Annotated in this window: 20 protein-coding genes; 14 read left to right on the top strand and 6 right to left on the bottom strand. The window is 45.5% G+C overall.

What is annotated here, in order from left to right; genetic code table 11:
• Window positions 1-437 precede the first annotated feature (437 nt).
• The 8 genes from PKO01S_RS29470 to PKO01S_RS24125 all read left to right on the top strand — a co-directional run bounded on the left by PKO01S_RS29470 (window position 438) and on the right by PKO01S_RS24125 (window position 6,407).
• A complete protein-coding gene (locus tag PKO01S_RS29470; protein WP_407669700.1) occupies window positions 438-770 on the top strand; it encodes a lysozyme inhibitor LprI family protein in 333 nt (110 codons plus the stop codon).
• Between the two features lie 178 nt (window positions 771-948).
• Complete coding sequence (locus PKO01S_RS24155; protein ID WP_127534012.1) at window positions 949-1,380, top strand: hypothetical protein; 432 nt, start codon at window positions 949-951, stop codon at window positions 1,378-1,380.
• 257 nt (window positions 1,381-1,637) lie between these two features.
• A complete protein-coding gene (locus PKO01S_RS24150; RefSeq protein ID WP_127534011.1) occupies window positions 1,638-2,555 on the top strand; it encodes a 5'-nucleotidase in 918 nt (305 codons plus the stop codon).
• 214 nt (window positions 2,556-2,769) lie between these two features.
• Window positions 2,770-3,150 carry a hypothetical protein gene (locus tag PKO01S_RS24145; protein WP_127534010.1) on the top strand — a complete coding sequence of 127 codons (381 nt, stop codon included), beginning with the start codon at window positions 2,770-2,772 and terminating at the stop codon, window positions 3,148-3,150.
• A 417-nt stretch (window positions 3,151-3,567) separates the two neighbouring features.
• Complete coding sequence (locus PKO01S_RS24140; protein WP_127534009.1) at window positions 3,568-4,014, top strand: hypothetical protein; 447 nt, start codon at window positions 3,568-3,570, stop codon at window positions 4,012-4,014.
• A 125-nt stretch (window positions 4,015-4,139) separates the two neighbouring features.
• Entirely contained in the window at window positions 4,140-4,619 is a 480-nt protein-coding gene (locus PKO01S_RS24135) for a hypothetical protein (RefSeq protein WP_127534008.1), read from the top strand.
• 591 nt (window positions 4,620-5,210) lie between these two features.
• A complete protein-coding gene (locus PKO01S_RS24130) occupies window positions 5,211-5,867 on the top strand; it encodes a hypothetical protein (RefSeq protein WP_127534007.1) in 657 nt (218 codons plus the stop codon).
• Window positions 5,868-5,963: 96 nt separating this feature from the next.
• Window positions 5,964-6,407: a hypothetical protein gene (locus tag PKO01S_RS24125; RefSeq protein ID WP_127534006.1), complete on the top strand. Its 444-nt coding sequence runs from the start codon at window positions 5,964-5,966 to the stop codon at window positions 6,405-6,407.
• 98 nt (window positions 6,408-6,505) lie between these two features.
• Here PKO01S_RS24125 and PKO01S_RS24120 read toward each other — a convergent pair whose 3' ends face one another.
• The 3 genes from PKO01S_RS24120 to PKO01S_RS24110 are packed head-to-tail and all read right to left on the bottom strand — an operon-like array spanning window position 6,506 to window position 9,333.
• On the bottom strand, window positions 6,506-7,390 hold the full coding sequence (locus tag PKO01S_RS24120) for a sugar phosphate isomerase/epimerase family protein (RefSeq protein WP_246070710.1): 885 nt from the start codon (window positions 7,388-7,390) through the stop codon (window positions 6,506-6,508).
• Between the two features lie 21 nt (window positions 7,391-7,411).
• The gene (locus PKO01S_RS24115) at window positions 7,412-8,275 is read right to left on the bottom strand and encodes a sugar phosphate isomerase/epimerase family protein (RefSeq protein WP_127534005.1); all 864 of its coding nucleotides are present in this window, start codon (window positions 8,273-8,275) and stop codon (window positions 7,412-7,414) included.
• Window positions 8,272-9,333, bottom strand: coding sequence for a Gfo/Idh/MocA family protein (locus PKO01S_RS24110; RefSeq protein ID WP_127534004.1), 1,062 nt, complete (start codon window positions 9,331-9,333; stop codon window positions 8,272-8,274). Before PKO01S_RS24110 ends, PKO01S_RS24115 begins: the two co-directional genes overlap by 4 nt.
• 131 nt (window positions 9,334-9,464) lie before the next feature.
• Here PKO01S_RS24110 and PKO01S_RS24105 point away from each other — a divergent pair, with 131 nt between their 5' ends.
• The 6 genes from PKO01S_RS24105 (at window position 9,465) to PKO01S_RS24080 (ending at window position 14,281) form a co-directional block, all read left to right on the top strand.
• A complete protein-coding gene (locus tag PKO01S_RS24105; protein WP_127534003.1) occupies window positions 9,465-10,349 on the top strand; it encodes a helix-turn-helix domain-containing protein in 885 nt (294 codons plus the stop codon).
• A 191-nt stretch (window positions 10,350-10,540) separates the two neighbouring features.
• Entirely contained in the window at window positions 10,541-11,533 is a 993-nt protein-coding gene (locus PKO01S_RS24100; RefSeq protein ID WP_127534002.1) for an NADPH:quinone oxidoreductase family protein, read from the top strand.
• Window positions 11,534-11,926: 393 nt separating this feature from the next.
• Window positions 11,927-12,376 (top strand): hypothetical protein, encoded by a 450-nt coding sequence (locus tag PKO01S_RS24095; protein WP_127534001.1) that lies wholly within the window; start codon window positions 11,927-11,929, stop codon window positions 12,374-12,376.
• A gap of 454 nt (window positions 12,377-12,830) precedes the next feature.
• Window positions 12,831-13,484: a DUF5071 domain-containing protein gene (locus tag PKO01S_RS24090; RefSeq protein WP_127534000.1), complete on the top strand. Its 654-nt coding sequence runs from the start codon at window positions 12,831-12,833 to the stop codon at window positions 13,482-13,484.
• Window positions 13,481-14,056, top strand: coding sequence for an adenylate kinase family protein (locus tag PKO01S_RS24085; protein WP_127533999.1), 576 nt, complete (start codon window positions 13,481-13,483; stop codon window positions 14,054-14,056). The genes PKO01S_RS24090 and PKO01S_RS24085 overlap by 4 nt, the downstream gene beginning before the upstream one ends.
• 42 nt (window positions 14,057-14,098) lie before the next feature.
• Complete coding sequence (locus PKO01S_RS24080; RefSeq protein WP_127533998.1) at window positions 14,099-14,281, top strand: hypothetical protein; 183 nt, start codon at window positions 14,099-14,101, stop codon at window positions 14,279-14,281.
• Window positions 14,282-14,382: 101 nt separating this feature from the next.
• Here the strand turns inward: PKO01S_RS24080 and PKO01S_RS24075 are convergent, their stop codons facing one another.
• The 3 genes from PKO01S_RS24075 to katG all read right to left on the bottom strand — a co-directional run bounded on the left by PKO01S_RS24075 (window position 14,383) and on the right by katG (window position 17,674).
• Complete coding sequence (locus PKO01S_RS24075; RefSeq protein WP_127533997.1) at window positions 14,383-14,688, bottom strand: hypothetical protein; 306 nt, start codon at window positions 14,686-14,688, stop codon at window positions 14,383-14,385.
• A 163-nt stretch (window positions 14,689-14,851) separates the two neighbouring features.
• Entirely contained in the window at window positions 14,852-15,220 is a 369-nt protein-coding gene (locus PKO01S_RS24070) for a hypothetical protein (RefSeq protein ID WP_127533996.1), read from the bottom strand.
• A gap of 270 nt (window positions 15,221-15,490) precedes the next feature.
• Window positions 15,491-17,674 carry a catalase/peroxidase HPI gene (gene katG / locus PKO01S_RS24065; RefSeq protein WP_127533995.1) on the bottom strand — a complete coding sequence of 728 codons (2,184 nt, stop codon included), beginning with the start codon at window positions 17,672-17,674 and terminating at the stop codon, window positions 15,491-15,493.
• Between the last annotated feature and the right edge of the window lie 34 nt (window positions 17,675-17,708).

Raw genomic sequence — 17,708 nt, 5'->3', positions numbered from 1 at the left:
CTTGGCGGAGCCGTTAAAGGGGCGAACCCCGGATTTGCCTGCGCGTATGGAGTGGATGCTAGGGGATATGAAGAGGGGAACTAAATACACACGGATTGAGGGACAAGATTGTCCGTCTCTTTTTTTGTTTCAAAGAAAATATTGGTAAAAAATTGGAAATTGTTTAGATACCAATTATTATAATATTCGCAGATAATATAGTTATGCGCCATTACCGGTAAATATTAAAGATAATAATTGATGTAGTGAGTACAGGTAATGGAACAGAATCGAAAGAAATAACTGAAGGTCAAACAGATCCTTCTAATAATGAAGTGTTATCCATGAGCATTGGGAACTTAGATTTGAAAGGAGAATTTTACGATGAAATGCTTCGAAATCCTATAGATCATGATTATGAAGTGGAATAAAATGAATTTAGAAAATCCAAAGAGAATATTACAACATTAGCATGGGGGGCGTTGGAAGGCAGATATACAGAGATTTGGGATAAAGAGTTGAATCAAATCTATAAAAAGCTTCTTTCTAAGTTGGATAGAGAACCAAGAGAAGCACTAATTGAATCGCAGAAAGAATGGTTACAGTATCACTTAAGGGAAGCAAAATTTGTAGAGAAGACATTTATTAATAATGGTTACCTTGGAACACAAGGATCGGTAAGCCTAGGCACGGTTATACGGGAGAGAATTAGGGAAAGAACAATGCAATTATTTGAATATCGATATTTGCTAGATGGTGAAGTTGAGTTTTTATACCAAAGCATAAAATAGAGCTGGTATCTTGAGTAACTACGCATAACACTTTATTCACTGCGGGGCTACCACCCCATGGAAGAATACTCAGACAACAGACGACCCTGCCTAAGATAAGAGCTATCTAAAGCTGGGTCGTTTCGTGAATACAAGAACGTTAGATGAAATGGATGCAGACTGTTTAGGAGGCATATTAATGAAGAAGTTAAACGGAAAACATTTGAATTCTCTCTTATTTTACCTTCACAACGATATTCATGAATCAGCAGATTGGTCATTTCAATCTCTTCGTAATAACAAACTTCAAGAGATGGTTTCCTATCCTCCAAATGTTGAAATCACTACCTCGGAGATAAACAAATTAATTGAAGTATTAGATAGTAATCCTGGAATCGAAGAAACACTCAAGAAAATTATGATAAATGCAAGTATGTATCCATTATTTAATCTCTTTAACATAATAGATGGATCGGGTGATATTCCTGATTCGAACTATGAAAAAGTTGAATTAATCGAATGCAGATTTGAAGAGATAGAAGATATTGAAGATCGGGAAGATTTTATTCATGATTTATTATTTTCCACGTATTGGGACTGGGTTGAGAACAATAAATTTAAAGATGAATAAAAATGTATGCAATTTCAAGGAGGCATCCACTTCATCTAACACCACATTCACGCTTCTGTTGAAAGGTATATGGATCAATGGGAAGGATCTGAGGAATTAAATATTCCAACAGAATTATTTGTTAAGTGGAGAACTCAATTTCGCCAAGTCTGACAACCCGCGCTGACGCGCATAAGCCAGCCAGGGTTCTCGTGATTACTAGACGTTATTAGGGATTCCCGCAAGTGCAGAAATAAATTGAAAGGTTGATAATAATAATGCCATTTGATATCGAAAGTAAATTTGTAATAGCAGTTGCCTCTAGCGCACTATTTGATCTTACAGAATCCGATCGTGTATTTAAAGATAATGGAGAAGAAGCATATCGCACATATCAAAGAGAAAAAGAAAATGATATTTTATCACCAGGTGTTGCATTCCCTCTTATAAAAAGATTACTGAAGATTAATACTCCAGAGGACCAACTTGTTGAAGTAATTCTGTTATCAAGGAATGATCCTGATACAGGATTGAGGGTGTTAAAGTCAATTGAACATTATGAGTTAGGAATCAGTAGAGCAGCATTTGTTACTGGGAATAACCCGTTTAAATACATGGATTCATTCAACGCTAGCTTGTTCTTATCCGGAAACCCAAAAGATGTAAAAGAAGCAGTAGAACATGGTTACCCTGCAGGATGTATTTATCCTTCAGATTATGTTGATGACAATGAGGATAATGAAATTCGTTTAGCGTTTGACTTCGACGGGATCATTGCTGATGATTCAGCCGAGTCCATTTTTCAAAGCGGAGCTCTAGAAAATTTTCATTTTCATGAGAAAGAATTAGCCAGTCAGCCACTACCGGCAGGACCATTAATGCGGTTCTTTACTGAAATATCTAAGTTGCAACAAAGAGAAATTCAAAAGAATCACAGTAATCCGGAATATAAATCAAGAATCAGACTGGCAATTGCAACAGCTAGAAATGCGCCAGCTCATGAAAGAGTAATTACTACACTTAGAAAGCTTGATATTAGAGTTGATGAGGCATTTTTTCTTGGTGGAATTGAAAAGATTAGAGTACTAAGCGTGTTTAGGCCGCATATTTTCTTTGATGATCAAGTAGGCCATATCGAAGGTGTAGCTAGAACGTTTCCTTCAGTCCATGTCCCCTTTGGAGTTGTAAATAAGTGATGAGAGGATTGTAAGAGGAGTCTCGAAGCTGGAGATACCTTTTAACACCATATTTAAGCATCGAATCGACTTCTTCAACCGCGCTCCGGCATCAGCAGTTCAAAGCATTTTAATGTCACAAATCTAGATTCCTTCCTATGTAGTCTTATGGAGAATGACTAAGTCTACACTACAAAACAATCACCGAGACGATTAGAGAGTGAGGTAATTCTTAATGGCTCCGGTTCATGATTATGAAGTGATTTCTTATGAAGTCAATCTAAAAGATCGTATTATTATTATTAATACAGAGTATAACGAGAATAAACTAAAGATAGAATTTACCGATGTCTTGGCGCATTTATTTGAGGATCAACTACAGGGAAGTGTTTTATTAGATATTGATACTTATGATATTGAGGGTTTTGTTGAAGGGAATGTAGAACTATTGGAAAGACATAAACCCTATTGTTGGCCAACTTCCTATGAAACTTTAAATGAACTGAGAGGAATGCTAGTCAAAGAGCAGTATGAATATTTTGTAATCTGCTCTTCAATTGGTTTTAATGGATGGGTACTAGCAAAGAAAATGAAAATCGTAAAAAGAGACTCTTAATATTTATTGCAGCCGGACAACTCTGGACTGGCTAAGTCTGACGGTCTGGTGCATTCGCGACTTAAGCCAGTGAGGGTTCGTGAATACGAGAACGTTATCAAAAATTAATGTACTTAATAGAAAGAGGATCATAATAATGAGCGAGCTCGGGAGATATTAAATAAACAACATAATATATAAGATCATCATAGAAGACAATCACTTCTGACAACACTGTGTTCACGCATCGGTCGGACAACCTTGCACTAGCTAAATCTCTGACGACTCGGGCGCCTATAAGTTAGTGAGGATTTGTACTATCAGGCTAAACAATGAAGGAAGTATTCTTGCATCACGCTACTATACCTGAGGTTGAATAGAAGAAGGTCAAGGAGGCTGAAAACAATAACAATAACGAACAAGATATCAGTTGAGAATATGAAAAGCAAATTCGTTATTAATGATCATCCCACTATCTTAATTGATGGAATACCACTTGATATTCTGTTGAATGAGATATACCCGGATGGTTTTTTGTTAGGATTAATTCCAACAATAACAGACTGGTTTAGTATGGAAGATGAACGGCGATTAGTGGAGCAAGTCTATGACATGAATGAAGAAGTGAAGATAATACCCGTGTTAATGTGTCCGGATGATTGTGACCTATCGTGCACATTAATTGTAGTTGAAGTAGAAACAAGTAATGAGTTAGTGAATTGGAAACGGATGGGGAGGGATATGAATAATCCAAGAGAGTTGATTGAAAAGAACATGTTTTTAGAATCTGGAGTTGAATGGTTAGATAAAGTACCACCAATGATTTTTAGTAAAGAGGATTATAGATGTATTGAAAAGATTTATAAATATAAAGAACTAGAGTAAGCGATTCAGCCCTAGGTTCGGCAGAGTATTGAGGGAGATATAAACCACCTTATCTTTACATTATTAAGGGTTATTCGAACGAATGAAATGTTAGACTTAGACACTGCTATTGTAGGGGGATTAAGATGGCGAAGTTCCAATGCATTTGTGGTGAAAGATTATGGAATGGTTTAGTCCCAAATGATATTCAAATACATGCCACTGAGATTGAATTATGGAATAAGGCGATGTCAGAGAATGTTGCTGTCTTGGATTGGCCAGAGGAAGATGTTTGGAGATGTCCACAATGTTTCAGGCTATATTTATTTAAAGGTATTAAAGTAACTGAAGTATATGAATTAGAAGAAGTGAGTAAAGCAGCCAATCGTATTGAAACTTGCAAATGTGGGAACAAAGATATTTTTCAAGAATATGTTGTATATACAGACAAAGAAATAGATGGGTTAACAAGTGATGTCGATTATATTAATGAAATGCCACAGCCAAGACGAGTAGTACATAGATGTAAAGATTGTCTTAGAGTCTATTCATTTAATTATGATTCAATGGAAATGAAAAGTTATGTATATGTGCCTAATGCTTTTGATGAAAGTGAAGAAAAATAATGACGAAAAAGGTGGATGTTTCCGGAAATATTCACGTATGGTTATAAAGATATTATCTGAAAGCCTCGAAGCTCAAATATTCTCAAATTCATATGTTTGTTGTAAGATATAACCATTCAATAAGGGGAAAGAGGTCATACATTGATACCTCCTTATATTGTAGATCTCTAGGTACATTACTCTATACCTTAAATCAGGTAAATCTAAAGTAAGTACCAGGGATATTATTGTTTGACAGCGATGAAGTTAATGCATGGGAACAGGAACAGCGTAGTAAGTATTTGAAAAATTATTGCAAGTATCAAAGAGATTTTAATCCAAGAATTAAGAAATTAAATGAATTTCGAAATCACAGAAGAACGAAGCATTATTATAATCATGAAGTTAAATGGATTCGGAAGCTCACACAAAGAAGATTTAGAATGAAGTTTAAGAACAATATATTCAAAGAAGAATATTTTAAACCAGTGCCACATGACTATCGAACAAATGGTTGGCTATCTTATTAAGAATGGGAGGAGAGAAGGAATTCTCTCTTTCTTTTTGCCCTTAAGTCAATCGAAATTAATAAGTAAGTCCTCGGGGGTAATCGTGAAGAAAGTAATGCTGACTATAATAACAGTATTAATACTTACAAATATTTATACATACAACTTGTATTATCAATCAAAAAACCAAACAAAAGAACTGAAAAAACAAGAAATAAGTGAAGAAGTCATAAATCAGGATAGCACAGGTATTGATATTATTGAGTTTATTAGTTTGTTAGCTCTTAATAAAGATGCCGGTACTCTCAACGACTGGAAAGTATTGTCTGAGCGGGAGAATCACTTTATTGATTGGCAAACAACAGGAGTAGTTGATGGAAAACGAAGTGCTAAAGTTCTGATACTAATCAATGGTAAATGGATTCCAAGACTAGAGAAAAATATTGAACCAACTTATTGGGATTTAGACTTACTAGGTCCTAGGAGCGGGGTAAACAAATTTACTTTATCAATACCTATAAATTCACAGGAACTTAATTTTGATCTGGCTACTCAATTAACACAAAAGAGCATTCATTATGAACAGATTAAAGGGTTTAATGAAGTAGCCTCATCTGGGAATATGGGGTATGAAATTGAATTTCCTAATAAAATGCCATTATGGGTTAACTATTCCTGGTCATCAGGAAGCGCCGGAACTTCAATAACAATTGATGGGTACTACAACAAATCAGGTTTGAATGAAATTGACTATAATTAGTGATCGGGCCATTCCGCCTTAGATCCGGCAGAGGCGTTTCGGGTAAGCATTATGCTGACTAAATTCGCACTTACAACCCAGAGAGGCGACAAACCCATGAAGTTCAGAGCGACTACATCAATTGTTTGGATAATTATCATTTTGGCCGTCATTATTATTAGCCTCATCTATGCCGAGAACACTTTAGCCATTATTTTTGTATTACTACTTCTTTATCTCTTTATCTATTCATTTTCATTTGATATCGAGATAATTGAATCGAAAATCATTAAACGATCCTTTTACTTGAAGAGAGAAGAGATTGAAATCAAAGAAATAAAATCAATAGATGCAGTGACAATTAAAAAATATGGTCAAGTTTATATTCAAATTGGAAAGTCGAACCCTGAGGATTATTATATTCTTCATTTAAAGGGCAATAGAAAAGTAAAAGTGAACGCATCATTAAAATATAAAGATAAAAGCTTGGGGAGATACTTACAAAGCCAATATAAAATAAAATTCAATCAGGTAGATAAATATATCATCGGAAATCAGTAGGTAATTCAAGGAGCGGAGTTCGGATGATGTCCAATGACCATGAATAAACAGAGAGCCTCGACCTTGAATAACTCCAAGGCCGAGGCTTTCCTTATTAACTACTTACCTCGCAAAAACTTTACCGCTGCGGCAATGTCCGCTTCTGGGTCGTCGCCGACTTCGCGCTCGATCGTCAGATAGCCATCGTAGCCGATGTCACGGAGCGCGGCTAGGTAGCGGTCCCAATCGACGCCGCCTTCTCCGAGCGGTACTTCGCGGAAGGCGTCGCCGGTAGAGGCTTGCTCGGCCAACTTCTCGTGGGACATGGGTTCGAAGCCGAGCGAGCCGTAGATGAGGCGTGGGTCAATCTCGCGCAGGCGAATGCCGTCTTTGGCGTGGGTATGAACGATATAATCTCGCAGCGTGTACACGCCTTGAACCGGATCGTCGCCGGTAACCATGACCATATTGGCGGGATCAAAGTTGACGGAGACGCCTTTGGAGCCGAGCCCGTCGAGGAAGCTTCTCAGATGAGCCGCCGTCTCCGGCCCCGTCTCGATCGCGAAGTAGGCGTTCCGCTCCGTCGCGTACCGGCTCAGCTCTGCGCACGCTTCTTGCATCGCGGCGTAAATCGGGCCGTTACGGTCTTCAGGAACGATACCGATGTGCGTCGTGACGACGTTCGTGCCAAGATCAATGGCGAGGTCAAGAATTCGCTTCGACTTCTCGACCTTAGCGGCGTTCGCCGCGCGGTCTTGGAAGCCGTGCCCGCCGAGATCGCCGACGAGCGCGGTGATCGTCAGACCTTGGGAGGCAATGTAGTCTTTCCATTCCTTGCGGGCAGCGGCGGTCAAATTCGCGGGATCCATCTCGCCTTCTACCGCGTAGATCTGCACGCCGTCAGCGCCGAGGTTGCGAGCTTTGACAAGTCCTTCCCGTACGCCGACTCTGAAGCTGTCCACGATGACGCCGATTTTCCAGGGTTGAACCATGTTAGCAGCCATGCCGATTCCTCCATCCATCGATTATAACGCGGCTTCTTCCCATAATCTTCGAACGTTATCGAGTCCAATTCGCGTTCCCTGCTCGCAGGGCTCCATGCCCTCGAACTCGATGGACAAGTAGCCGTCGTAGCCCGATTGCCTAACGATTCGCAAGGCGGATCGGATGTCCAAGTCGCCTTGGCCGACGATAGCTCCGCGCAGGTAGCTGCCTCCGGACGAACGGAACCAGCCTTCGCCGGGATCGTTCGCCGCCGGTCTGCGGTAGAAATCTTTCACGTGCACCATGGAAGCGATGGAGATGTTGTTGCGAACCGCAGACACTGGATCCTCGTCGACGCAGACGAAGTTGCCGATATCGAGCGTCGTGCGGAAGTTAGCCCGGTCGACGGCGCCGACAAGCGCCTGCACTCGATCGCTCGCTTGGACATAGTAGCCGTGATTCTCCACGCTTGTCGTGATGCCAAGCGGCGCCGCATAGTCGGCGATTCGCCGGCAGGCTTCCGCGAGCCGGGGTAAATCCGAGAGGAATCTCCCGATCGAACGATCCTCTGAATGCGCGACGTCATGTCGCATCAGCGATACGCCGAGTGCCGCGGCGATGTCGACTTCACGTTGTACCCGTTCGATTTCCGATTCGTATGCATCGTCGGACAAGCCCGCGAAGTTGGCGCTGATCGCGTAGTTGGACAGCACGATGCCGACTTCCGCGGCCTTGTCCCGGATCGCGCCGATCAACTCGGGATTCGCCGTCAAGTCGAACCCGAGAGGTACGATTTCCGCATGCTCTCCGCCCATCGCGGCGATTTGGCCGATCGCTTGCACGACGTCCATTTCGCCTTTTTGCATGGCCTGCCAGAAGCTGTACGTACTGACGCCGATGATCATAGACGGATCTCCTCGCCTTTCTCCGCCGATTCGTAAATGGCCCGTAAAATTCGCATGATCGCCACGCCGTCCTCGACCGGGCTGATCGGCGTCAAGCCGTTCGATACGCAGTCGACGAAATGATCGATTTCGTTCTGGAACGCGGCATGGATGTCGAGGCGGGAGGAGTCGGTTTGCGGCACGACGTTCAAGATCGTGTCATGCTTCTCCGTCACGATTGCGATCTCTGGGTCGATCTCGAAGCCGCCTTTGTCTCCGTAGAGTCGGACCAGTCCTTCGTCTTTCTTCGCGTGAAGGGTGAAGCTGACGTCAACCATCAAGGAAGCGCCGTTCTCGAAGCGGATGATCGCGTTCGCCAAATCTTCGACCGTGTTCTTGGATGCATCGTAATCGGCTGCTTTATAGAACGAGAGGTTGTCGATATTCGACCGGTTGCCGAGTCTGCGGTACGTATTAGCGCTGACCGTCGTCGCCTTCGGCCGCCCCATCAAATACCAGCAAAGATCGATGACGTGCACGCCGATGTCGATCAGCGGCCCGCCTCCCGAGCGTTCGACGTCAGAGAACCAACCGCCCGGATTGCCGAGCCGACGGAGTGTCGACGCCTTTGCGTAATACAAATCACCGAATTCGCCGGCGTCGATAAACCGTTGCAGCATTCGCACATTCGGATCGTATCTGCGGACGAAGCCGACCTGAAGCAGCTTGCCCGAGCGGTGAACGGCTTCTTCGATCGCGAGCGCTTCCTCGACCGTACGGCATAAAGGCTTCTCTACGAGCACATGTTTACCCGCGTCGAGAGCGGCGATGGAGATCGGGGCGTGCGTATTGTTCCACGTACAGATGCTCACCGCGTCGATTGCCGGATCGGCGAGCAGATCGCGGTAATCCGTGAATGTCTTGTCCGCGCCGTATTTGTCGGCGACGGCTTGCGCCCGTTTGCCGTTCACATCGCAGATGGCGACGATTTGGGCCGCGGGATTGGCTGCGTAAGCATTCAAATGAAATTCCGAAATCGATCCTGTACCGATAACGCTGATGCGAAGGGGTTCCTTCATGAGCGCACTCTCCCGAACATAGTAGATGTTTTTGCTGGCTTGCTACTTTGTATTATAATGAGATGAGCGGTACGAACCATGAAGAAGCATGCTTTACATTTGCACGATCGTGCGATTTTGGAGGCTTGTTTATGGACAAGAATGAGTTGGCTTCGTTACGCGAGCCGATGCCGATGCCCAATCCTGCGTTCCCGATCAAGATCCATCCCCCTCGGCGCGAACGCTTCGAGATCGGGGAGACGCTGTTCTCCCACCATTGGCATGATCATATCGAGTTTTTGTATTTCGCAGCGGGAAGCGCAACGATCGAGTGCGGCTCGGTTCCGTACGAGTTCCAAGCAGGCGACTTATGCGTGGTGAATAGCAACGAGCTGCACTACGGGATCGCGCGTTCGAAAGATTTGTCTTATTATGCGATGATCGTGGATATTACCTTGCTGCATAGCCAATCCGAAGACGCGGTGGAACGGAAATTCATCTCCCCGATCACGCAGCGTCGGATGTTGTTCCGCAATCGGATCGGGAAGGATGAACAGTTCACCGATTGCATGATGGCGATCTACGCGGAGCTGGAACGGGAAGAGGCGGGCTTCGAGTTGGCTGTCAAATCCCATCTGTACAAGCTGCTTGCTTTGCTTGTGCGGGGGCAAGAGGCGACGATGCGCAACGCTGTGGAGTACAATTCCCGCATCAAGGAATTGGAAAGGCTGGCGCCGGTGTTCCACGAAATCGACAACCGGTACAAGGAACAGTTGACCGTGCAGGAGCTCGCCGACTTGGTCGGCCTCAGCCGGTATCACTTCAGCCGGTTGTTCAAGCAACTGACGGACAAAACGCTGGTCGAATACATCAATCTCGTGCGGATCAACAAATCGGAAAGCTTGCTGCGCGACGGACGGTTGACGATCTCCGAGGTGGCGCTCCAAACAGGCTTTAACGATATCTACTATTTCAGCAGGATGTTCAAGAAGCTGAAGAAGATGCCGCCCTCGGAGTGGCGCGGATTATCGCGATAGTATAACAAGAAGAAGCATAGGCACCGGCCTATGCTTCTCTTTTTATTTCAATTGATAATCAACGATCATCACGCGCTTACGAAAAAGCTCTTGTTCAAATCTGTAGACTGGAATAACATGTAAATAGCATCTAAGTCTATGCCCTCAATGTTCCACCAATATAGCAAGCAGAGGAAAGGAAGTCGATTCTTATGAGCATTCCCTCCATCATGCGAGCACTGCAGCAAACAACACGGAACGGCCCCCAAGATTTGCGCCTGATTGACAATGCAGCAGTCCCGACCCCAGGGCCGGGAGAAGTTCTAATCCGAGTCGCATTCGCAGGCATTAATTTTGCCGACACCATGCAGACTCGCGGTACGTACTACAATGGTCCAGAGGCGCCATACATAGCGGGACTCGAGGCCGCAGGAGAAATCGTCGCTCTGGGCGAGGGCGTATCCGGTCTAGAGCTTGGCGCCCGCGTCATCGGCGCCGGATATGGAGCATTCGCCGAGTACATGGTTGTGCCCGCGGCTGCGGTGGTGCCCGTGCCGGCAGGCTGGGGAGACGAGCAAGTGCTGGGTGTGATTATCAACTGGGCGACTGCGCTGGCTGCGCTTAAGCCGCTAGGCCGCTTAGCCGCCGGAGAGACGGTGTTGATCCACGCTGCAGCGGGCGGGCTTGGCCAGGCAGCGGTGAAAATGGCTAAACATTACGGAGCGACCGTTATTGCTACCGCTTCGCCTGGCAAGCATGAGACGGTGCGGGCACTAGGCGCCGACCATGTCATCGACTACCGCAATCTCGACGTTACTGCCGAGGTGCTGCGGTTAACCGGCGGCAAAGGTGCCGATCTGGTGCTGGAGTCGGTTGGCGGCGATACGTTCGGTGCGAGCTTGGCAGCAGCTAAACGGGTTACTGGTCGGGTCGTCGTATTCGGGGCGGCCAGCGGAGAAGCTGCGGTAACCAACTGGGAGCTCATCTTCAAGCAGCAGATCCACATCATCGGACTGCACATCTCCGAGCTGATCGCGTCTGCACCGGAGATTTTCGGCGAGTTGATGACCGAGCTGTTCGCGCTTATGGATGCCGGTGTGTATACCCCCGTCCAGCCTACCGTATATGACCTGGCCGACGGGTCGAAGGCGCTTGCGGATCTAGAGGCTCGGGCAACCGTCGGAAAGCTAGCGCTGCGGCCATAAGCATACGGGCTCCGGGTATTGTCCCGGTGGCCTCAAATTCGGAGGAGCCTGTCATCTAGGGCTCCTTTTCTATTCAAGTATTTTCTATTCAAGTACGCCGTCATCACTAAATAACGACCTAAAGCAGACAAGTCTCTTCCGTTGCGGAAGAGGCTTGTTTATGTGTGACAGACAGTAGATGTGGAGGTGGCGTTGGGTCAGATGGAATCGAATAGCAGGCTCCGTATCCTTTTGTACACTATCCCTTTCACTCAGGAAAATCGGTTGAGCAGGCGGGTGGCATCCATTTTACAAGCAAGCGGGATGGCCATGTTTCTCGATGCAAGAGCATTGGTGATGGTATAATTTATCTGTGTTGGAATTTAGGAAATAAACCTCGAAGAAGGTGATGGCTTGGAAGAACAGATTGTTACTTGTACAAGTGTCGGCGTGTATAAGTATGCTTTGACCCGGGGGAAAGCATATAAAGTAGTCGATCAAGATGCTGACAAGTATCGGATAATTGGTGATCACGGTAGACGGATATGGATAAGCAAAGGGTATTTTGAGACAGGTGAAGTACCTGTAATGCAAATGATAGACTGGAAATTTGATGATGATATTATGGAATGGAATATCGTAGAGGTAACCATCTCTTTTAATAACGGATCACGTCGCTGGTGTAATATGACGACTCCCGATAAGCTAGTCGAACACTTTAATCATTCAATGATGGATCCGCCAGGAATGTACATAGATAATCTAATAATCATGAAATCATTAGATATAGATGATGTTGAACAGACATTACGATATTTAGATTCTCAAGGAGAATTGGTAGGAGCGTCAAGGTTTTTGGGCTAATTTAACCTAGCACTGGCTGAGTCCGTCAGATCTGGGCTTGATGCGAAAGGAAGGAAACGATGAAATATTTTGTATCGGATGATCAAGTTTTTCTCCGTGAATTCCTTTCACGATGCTAAGCTTGAAAGCTTTTCTATTATGAATACAAGGAATAGAAGAACCGTTAAGTACCCAACTAAAATTGAGGCTATTCTTACACAACGGAATAGGACATACGACGAGTTGACTCTGAATGAGGATGACTCTTTGAACCATGAGATTCAATTGTCCTCAGGAGCATCGATCATAATCAAATTTCAAAGAATTGATTACCAGAAGATAAATAGGAGTTGACCGCATGCTTGTCCAAAATACAAATGCTTTACCTGAGTCAAAGGGATAGTGGACAAAAGCAAAATAAGCTTGTTTAGGAAATCTCAACTCAGTTCGACAAATTCATACTAAGGTGATCCAAATGGATGATATCAATCGCTTAATCATGAACCTGTCATGGGACAGTTCGGAAGAAGAGAAGAATCGTGCAATCGAGAAATTACTCTTAATTGAGGATAAAGATATGCATCTCCTGCTTCAACCGCATGATAAAGGAGTGTGGGATGGTGCTGCAGAGGTCATTACAAGACTTGGGTATCCCAAGATCAAGGTTATTCTTCCAGGGTTACTGGAATGGTTGCAAGACATGACTTGGCCTGGTGCAAATCAAATCGCTCAATTGCTTGGTCAATTGGGTGACCCAATTGTGCCATATGTTAAAGCTATACTTAAAGATCATAAAGGCGATGGAGAATGGATCGAGTGGCTGTTTGAACATATCATTGATGGTTGGGATAAGGAGAAGATTGCTCAAATACAAGAAGAACTATTAGTCATATCAAATGGAAGAGTCAATGATTTAAAAGCACTTAGTACGTTCTATAAACACAACTTTATTGCTAGTGAGGAATTCGATCGACAGCTAACAATAAAACGTAATGGGGCCATTGCCGAACTTGCAGATCTTGATAAGAAATATCAGAAAGAAAATAAGCAGTATCTTTCTTACTGCGGAAATAAATCCATTTTACAAGAGTACATAAAAGAAATTGAAGAGTTAAGGAGACCGATATGATTATTCTAATCAGCGGTAATAGCTGCACGGGCAAGACTCTTTTGTCACAGAGATTATTAGAGAAGTACAAGATCCCCTATCTTTCGGTTGATCATTTGAAAATGGGATTGTACAGAGGAATCAACAATATTGGGTTTACGCCGCTTGATAGTGATGAACGGATCGGAGAGAAATTATGGCCCATTCTGAAAGGAGTGATTATGACCAATATAGAGAATAGTCAAAGTTTAATTATAGAAGGCTGTTACATATTGCCGCATCATATTCAGAGCATAGCTAAATCTTATTCGGATCATATCATTTCGGTATTCCTTGGATTTTCAACAAATTATATATTAAATAATTTTGAGTCCAATATCATTGCTCACAGGAATGCAATAGAAACACGTCAATACAGTGAGGGCAGGACAGTGGAAGATCTGATTAGAGAACATGATGAGTTGAGAAAAAAGTGTCTGGAGCATAGCGTTAACTATTTTGAGATTAATGAAGATTACAGCGCCGAAATCATGAACGTATATGAATTCATAGAGACCAAGAAACAATGGATTAAAATTTCCCAGAATAGCTAGCCGGAGTTGTCATCACGAAAATATATGGAAGGAGGAGTTGGTATGGCGGCAAATTGGTGGTTAGCTCTTATTATTATCGTTGTAATTAATGGAATTGTGATATGGGAATGGTTCTGGTCATCGGAGCCAATTAGCCGAACGGCGCGGAAGTGGTTCTTCATTGTTGCTAATGTGGTGGGAGTATGTCTTGCTGTCGCAGAGCTGATCTGGCTGGATCTGTCATAAGATCAGAGCGGAGTACAAGAAGGAGTTAAAGGGATAGACGCCGGAGGGATGGCCTTCGGCGTCTTCTCACGGTATTAGAGTAATCGATTACGTTATTACTATCACGGTCCAGGGTTCAATTGGAAGGTGAAGGACACGGTCGTGCTGGTCTGCAATTGGACGTCGATAGCGTTATAGAAGACGGTTGCTCTCGGCGTTTCTCCCAAATCGTTCAACACGCGTACCCGGCTTGGCGATATGAAACCGGCCGATTTCAGCAGTGCTCTTAGCTGCAATACTCTTTTGCTTGTGCTTGTTTGTGTATCGCCGATAATATTTTCATACTTTTTTCTGAATGTTACGTCAGTCGCCAATTTCACATTCAATTTCGCAAGTTGAAGTAATGCACGCTTCACGGTAATGGCCATAAGATCGCCCCTTCAAGGAAAGTATGATATCTTATGGCTCGCTTCGCGATTGCGGTTGTACGAATGACGTGAGGCGGTGCCGCATATCTGCCCGTTCCTGAATGACGTTATCGAACGTCTTGCGATTCAAGAGCCCGGTTAAACCGTCATGGACGGGTGAACATTACCTCATATTGTTCATTATCGCGTTGATTTCGTCTTGTTGTTTCTTTAATTGATCGGAGAGCAGCTGGTTCGCCTCATTTTGTTTATTCATTTCACTCTGAAGCTGGATCATCAATAATTGCTGGGTGCTATTCAAGGAGTCAATTTGACTTTCGGTTTCTTTCATCCATGTCTTAACATCGTTCCCCGTAATGTCTTGCGTGGTATCAATCGCAATGCCCGCCTCCTTCAGATCCTTTTGCACGTTGTCGGGGACTATGACGACGGCAGTATCATCAGATGGGCAGATTGCCCGAAGTTCATTAAGTAGTTGATTCAATTCGGCAATTTGCGTGTTCAGTTCTTGAATGGAAGCCAATTGCGACATTCTTAATCACTCCTAATATTGTCATATTTTCATTATAATCCGATTGGCGGAAAACAACATCGGTCGGATTACTCCACGCTCTTCAACGACTCAATCATGTTGATTCGGGACTTGCTGATGGGTGCTCGACAATGCGGGTCGGCTCGTCGAGAATAGAACGCACGGATAGAGCGGGGAAAATAAGCGCTACAAATAAAAATAGGTGAGCAGATCGATTAGATCTGCTCACCTATTTTATTATCGTGTTCCAAGCTTATTAGAAGATGAGTTCTATTTCAGGTCGAAACGGTCTGCATTCATGACTTTGACCCAAGCCGCGACGAAGTCGCGAACGAACTTGCCTTTGTTGTCGTCCTGCGCGTATACCTCTGCAATGGCGCGGAGAACGGAGTTCGAACCGAACACAAGGTCAACGACGGTCGCGGTACGGACGACTTCTCCCGTCTTGCGGTCGCGGCCTTCGTACACGGCGGAGTCAACAGGCTTCCACGCAACGCCCATATCGAGCAGGTTGACGAAGAAGTCGTTCGTGAGCGTGCCCACGCGGTCGGTGAATACGCCATGTTTCGTACCGCCGAAGTTGGTGCCGAGTACGCGCATGCCGCCGATAAGCGCCGTCATTTCCGGAGCCGTAAGGTTCAGCAGTTGCGCCTTGTCTACGAGGAGCTCGGCTGCGCTTACGCTGTATTGCTTCTTCTGATAATTGCGGAAGCCGTCTGCGATCGGCTCCAGAACTGCGAAGCTTTCAGCATCGGTCTGTTCTTCGGTGGCATCGCCGCGTCCGGAGGTGAACGGAACCGTTACGTCGAAGCCCGCATCCCGCGCAGCTTTCTCTACTGCGGCACTGCCGCCAAGCACAATCAGATCAGCCAGACTAACTTCTTGAGCGAAGTCTTCTTGAATGCCTTCGAGAATCGTCAGCACTTTCGTCAGCTGCTGAGGCTGATTCACTTCCCAGTTGCTTTGCGGAGCAAACCGGATACGGGCGCCGTTCGCGCCGCCGCGTTTATCGGAACCGCGGAACGTGCTCGCCGAAGCCCAAGCCGTCGTAACGAGTTCGCTGACCGTAAGGCCAGAGTCGATAATCTTGGATTTGAGGTCTGCAATATCAGCATCCGTTAATTCGTAATTACCGGCTGGTACAGGATCTTGCCAGATGAGCTCTTCAGCCGGCACTTCCGGACCCAGATATCTTGCGATAGGGCCCATGTCGCGGTGCGTAAGCTTGAACCAAGCGCGGGCGAAAGCGTCTGCGAACTCTTCGGGATTTTCGTGGTAGCGCCGCGAAATTTTCTCGAAATCAGGATCAATTCGCAGCGACATATCCGCCGTCGTCATGATCGTTGCGACACGGATGGACGAATCTTCAGCGTCCGGCGCCAGATGCTCTTCAGCAGGATTGATCGGAGCCCATTGATGAGCGCCAGCCGGGCTCTTCGTTAATTCCCACTCATAGCCGAACAGCAGGTCGAAGAATCCGTTGTCCCATTGCGTAGGATTCGCCGTCCAAGCGCCTTCGATACCGCTCGTGATCGTGTCGCGGCCCTTGCCGGAGCCATGCGTGCTCAACCAGCCGAGACCTTGCGCTTCGATTGGAGCGCCTTCCGGCTCAGCGCCGACGAGCGCAGCATCGCCAGCGCCGTGCGCCTTGCCGAACGTATGGCCGCCGGCTACGAGCGCAACCGTTTCTTCATCGGTCATGCCCATCCTTTGGAATGTCTCGCGAATGTCGCGGCCGCTCGCAAGCGGATCCGGGTTGCCGTTCGGACCTTCAGGGTTTACATAGATCAGACCCATCTGAACAGCGGCAAGCGGATTGTCCAGCTGGCGGTCGCCCTTATAACGTTTATCTCCGAGCCATTCCGTTTCGTTGCCCCAATAGATATCTTCTTCCGGATGCCAGATATCTTCGCGGCCGCCGCCGAAGCCGAACGTCTTGCCGCCCATCGATTCGATGGCAACATTGCCCGTCAGAATGAATAAGTCGGCCCAAGAGATTTTGTTGCCGTACTTTTGTTTGATCGGCCATAGCAGCCTGCGGGCTTTATCCAGGTTGCCGTTGTCCGGCCAGCTGTTTAGCGGAGCGAACCGCTGCGAGCCGCTTCCAGAACCGCCGCGGCCGTCACCTGTGCGGTAAGTACCAGCGGAGTGCCATGCCATACGGATGAAGAATGGACCATAGTGACCATAATCGGCAGGCCACCAGTCTTGGCTGTCTGTCATGAGGTTGCGAAGGTCCTGCTTCAGTGCATGGTAGTCTAGCTTTTGAAATTCTTCTCTATAGTCAAAATCTTCTCCCATAGGATTCGATTTGCGGTCATGTTGATGCAGGATATTGAGGTTCAACTGGTTAGGCCACCAATCTCGGTTCGACGTGCCGCTGGATTGGGGACTCGTTGCACTTCCGTGCCCGAATGGGCATTTGCCTGCGTTTGCGGAAAAAGTAGCGTCCATACAATCATCTCCTATTCGATTAAATAAAAAGTTA

Source organism: Paenibacillus kobensis NBRC 15729 (genome assembly GCF_004000825.1).
In the GTDB taxonomy this organism is placed as follows: Bacteria; Bacillota; Bacilli; order Paenibacillales; family Paenibacillaceae; genus Paenibacillus_T; species Paenibacillus_T kobensis.
The sequence above is the reverse complement of the archived record's forward strand: the minus strand, read 5'-3'. Positions and strand labels throughout refer to the sequence as shown.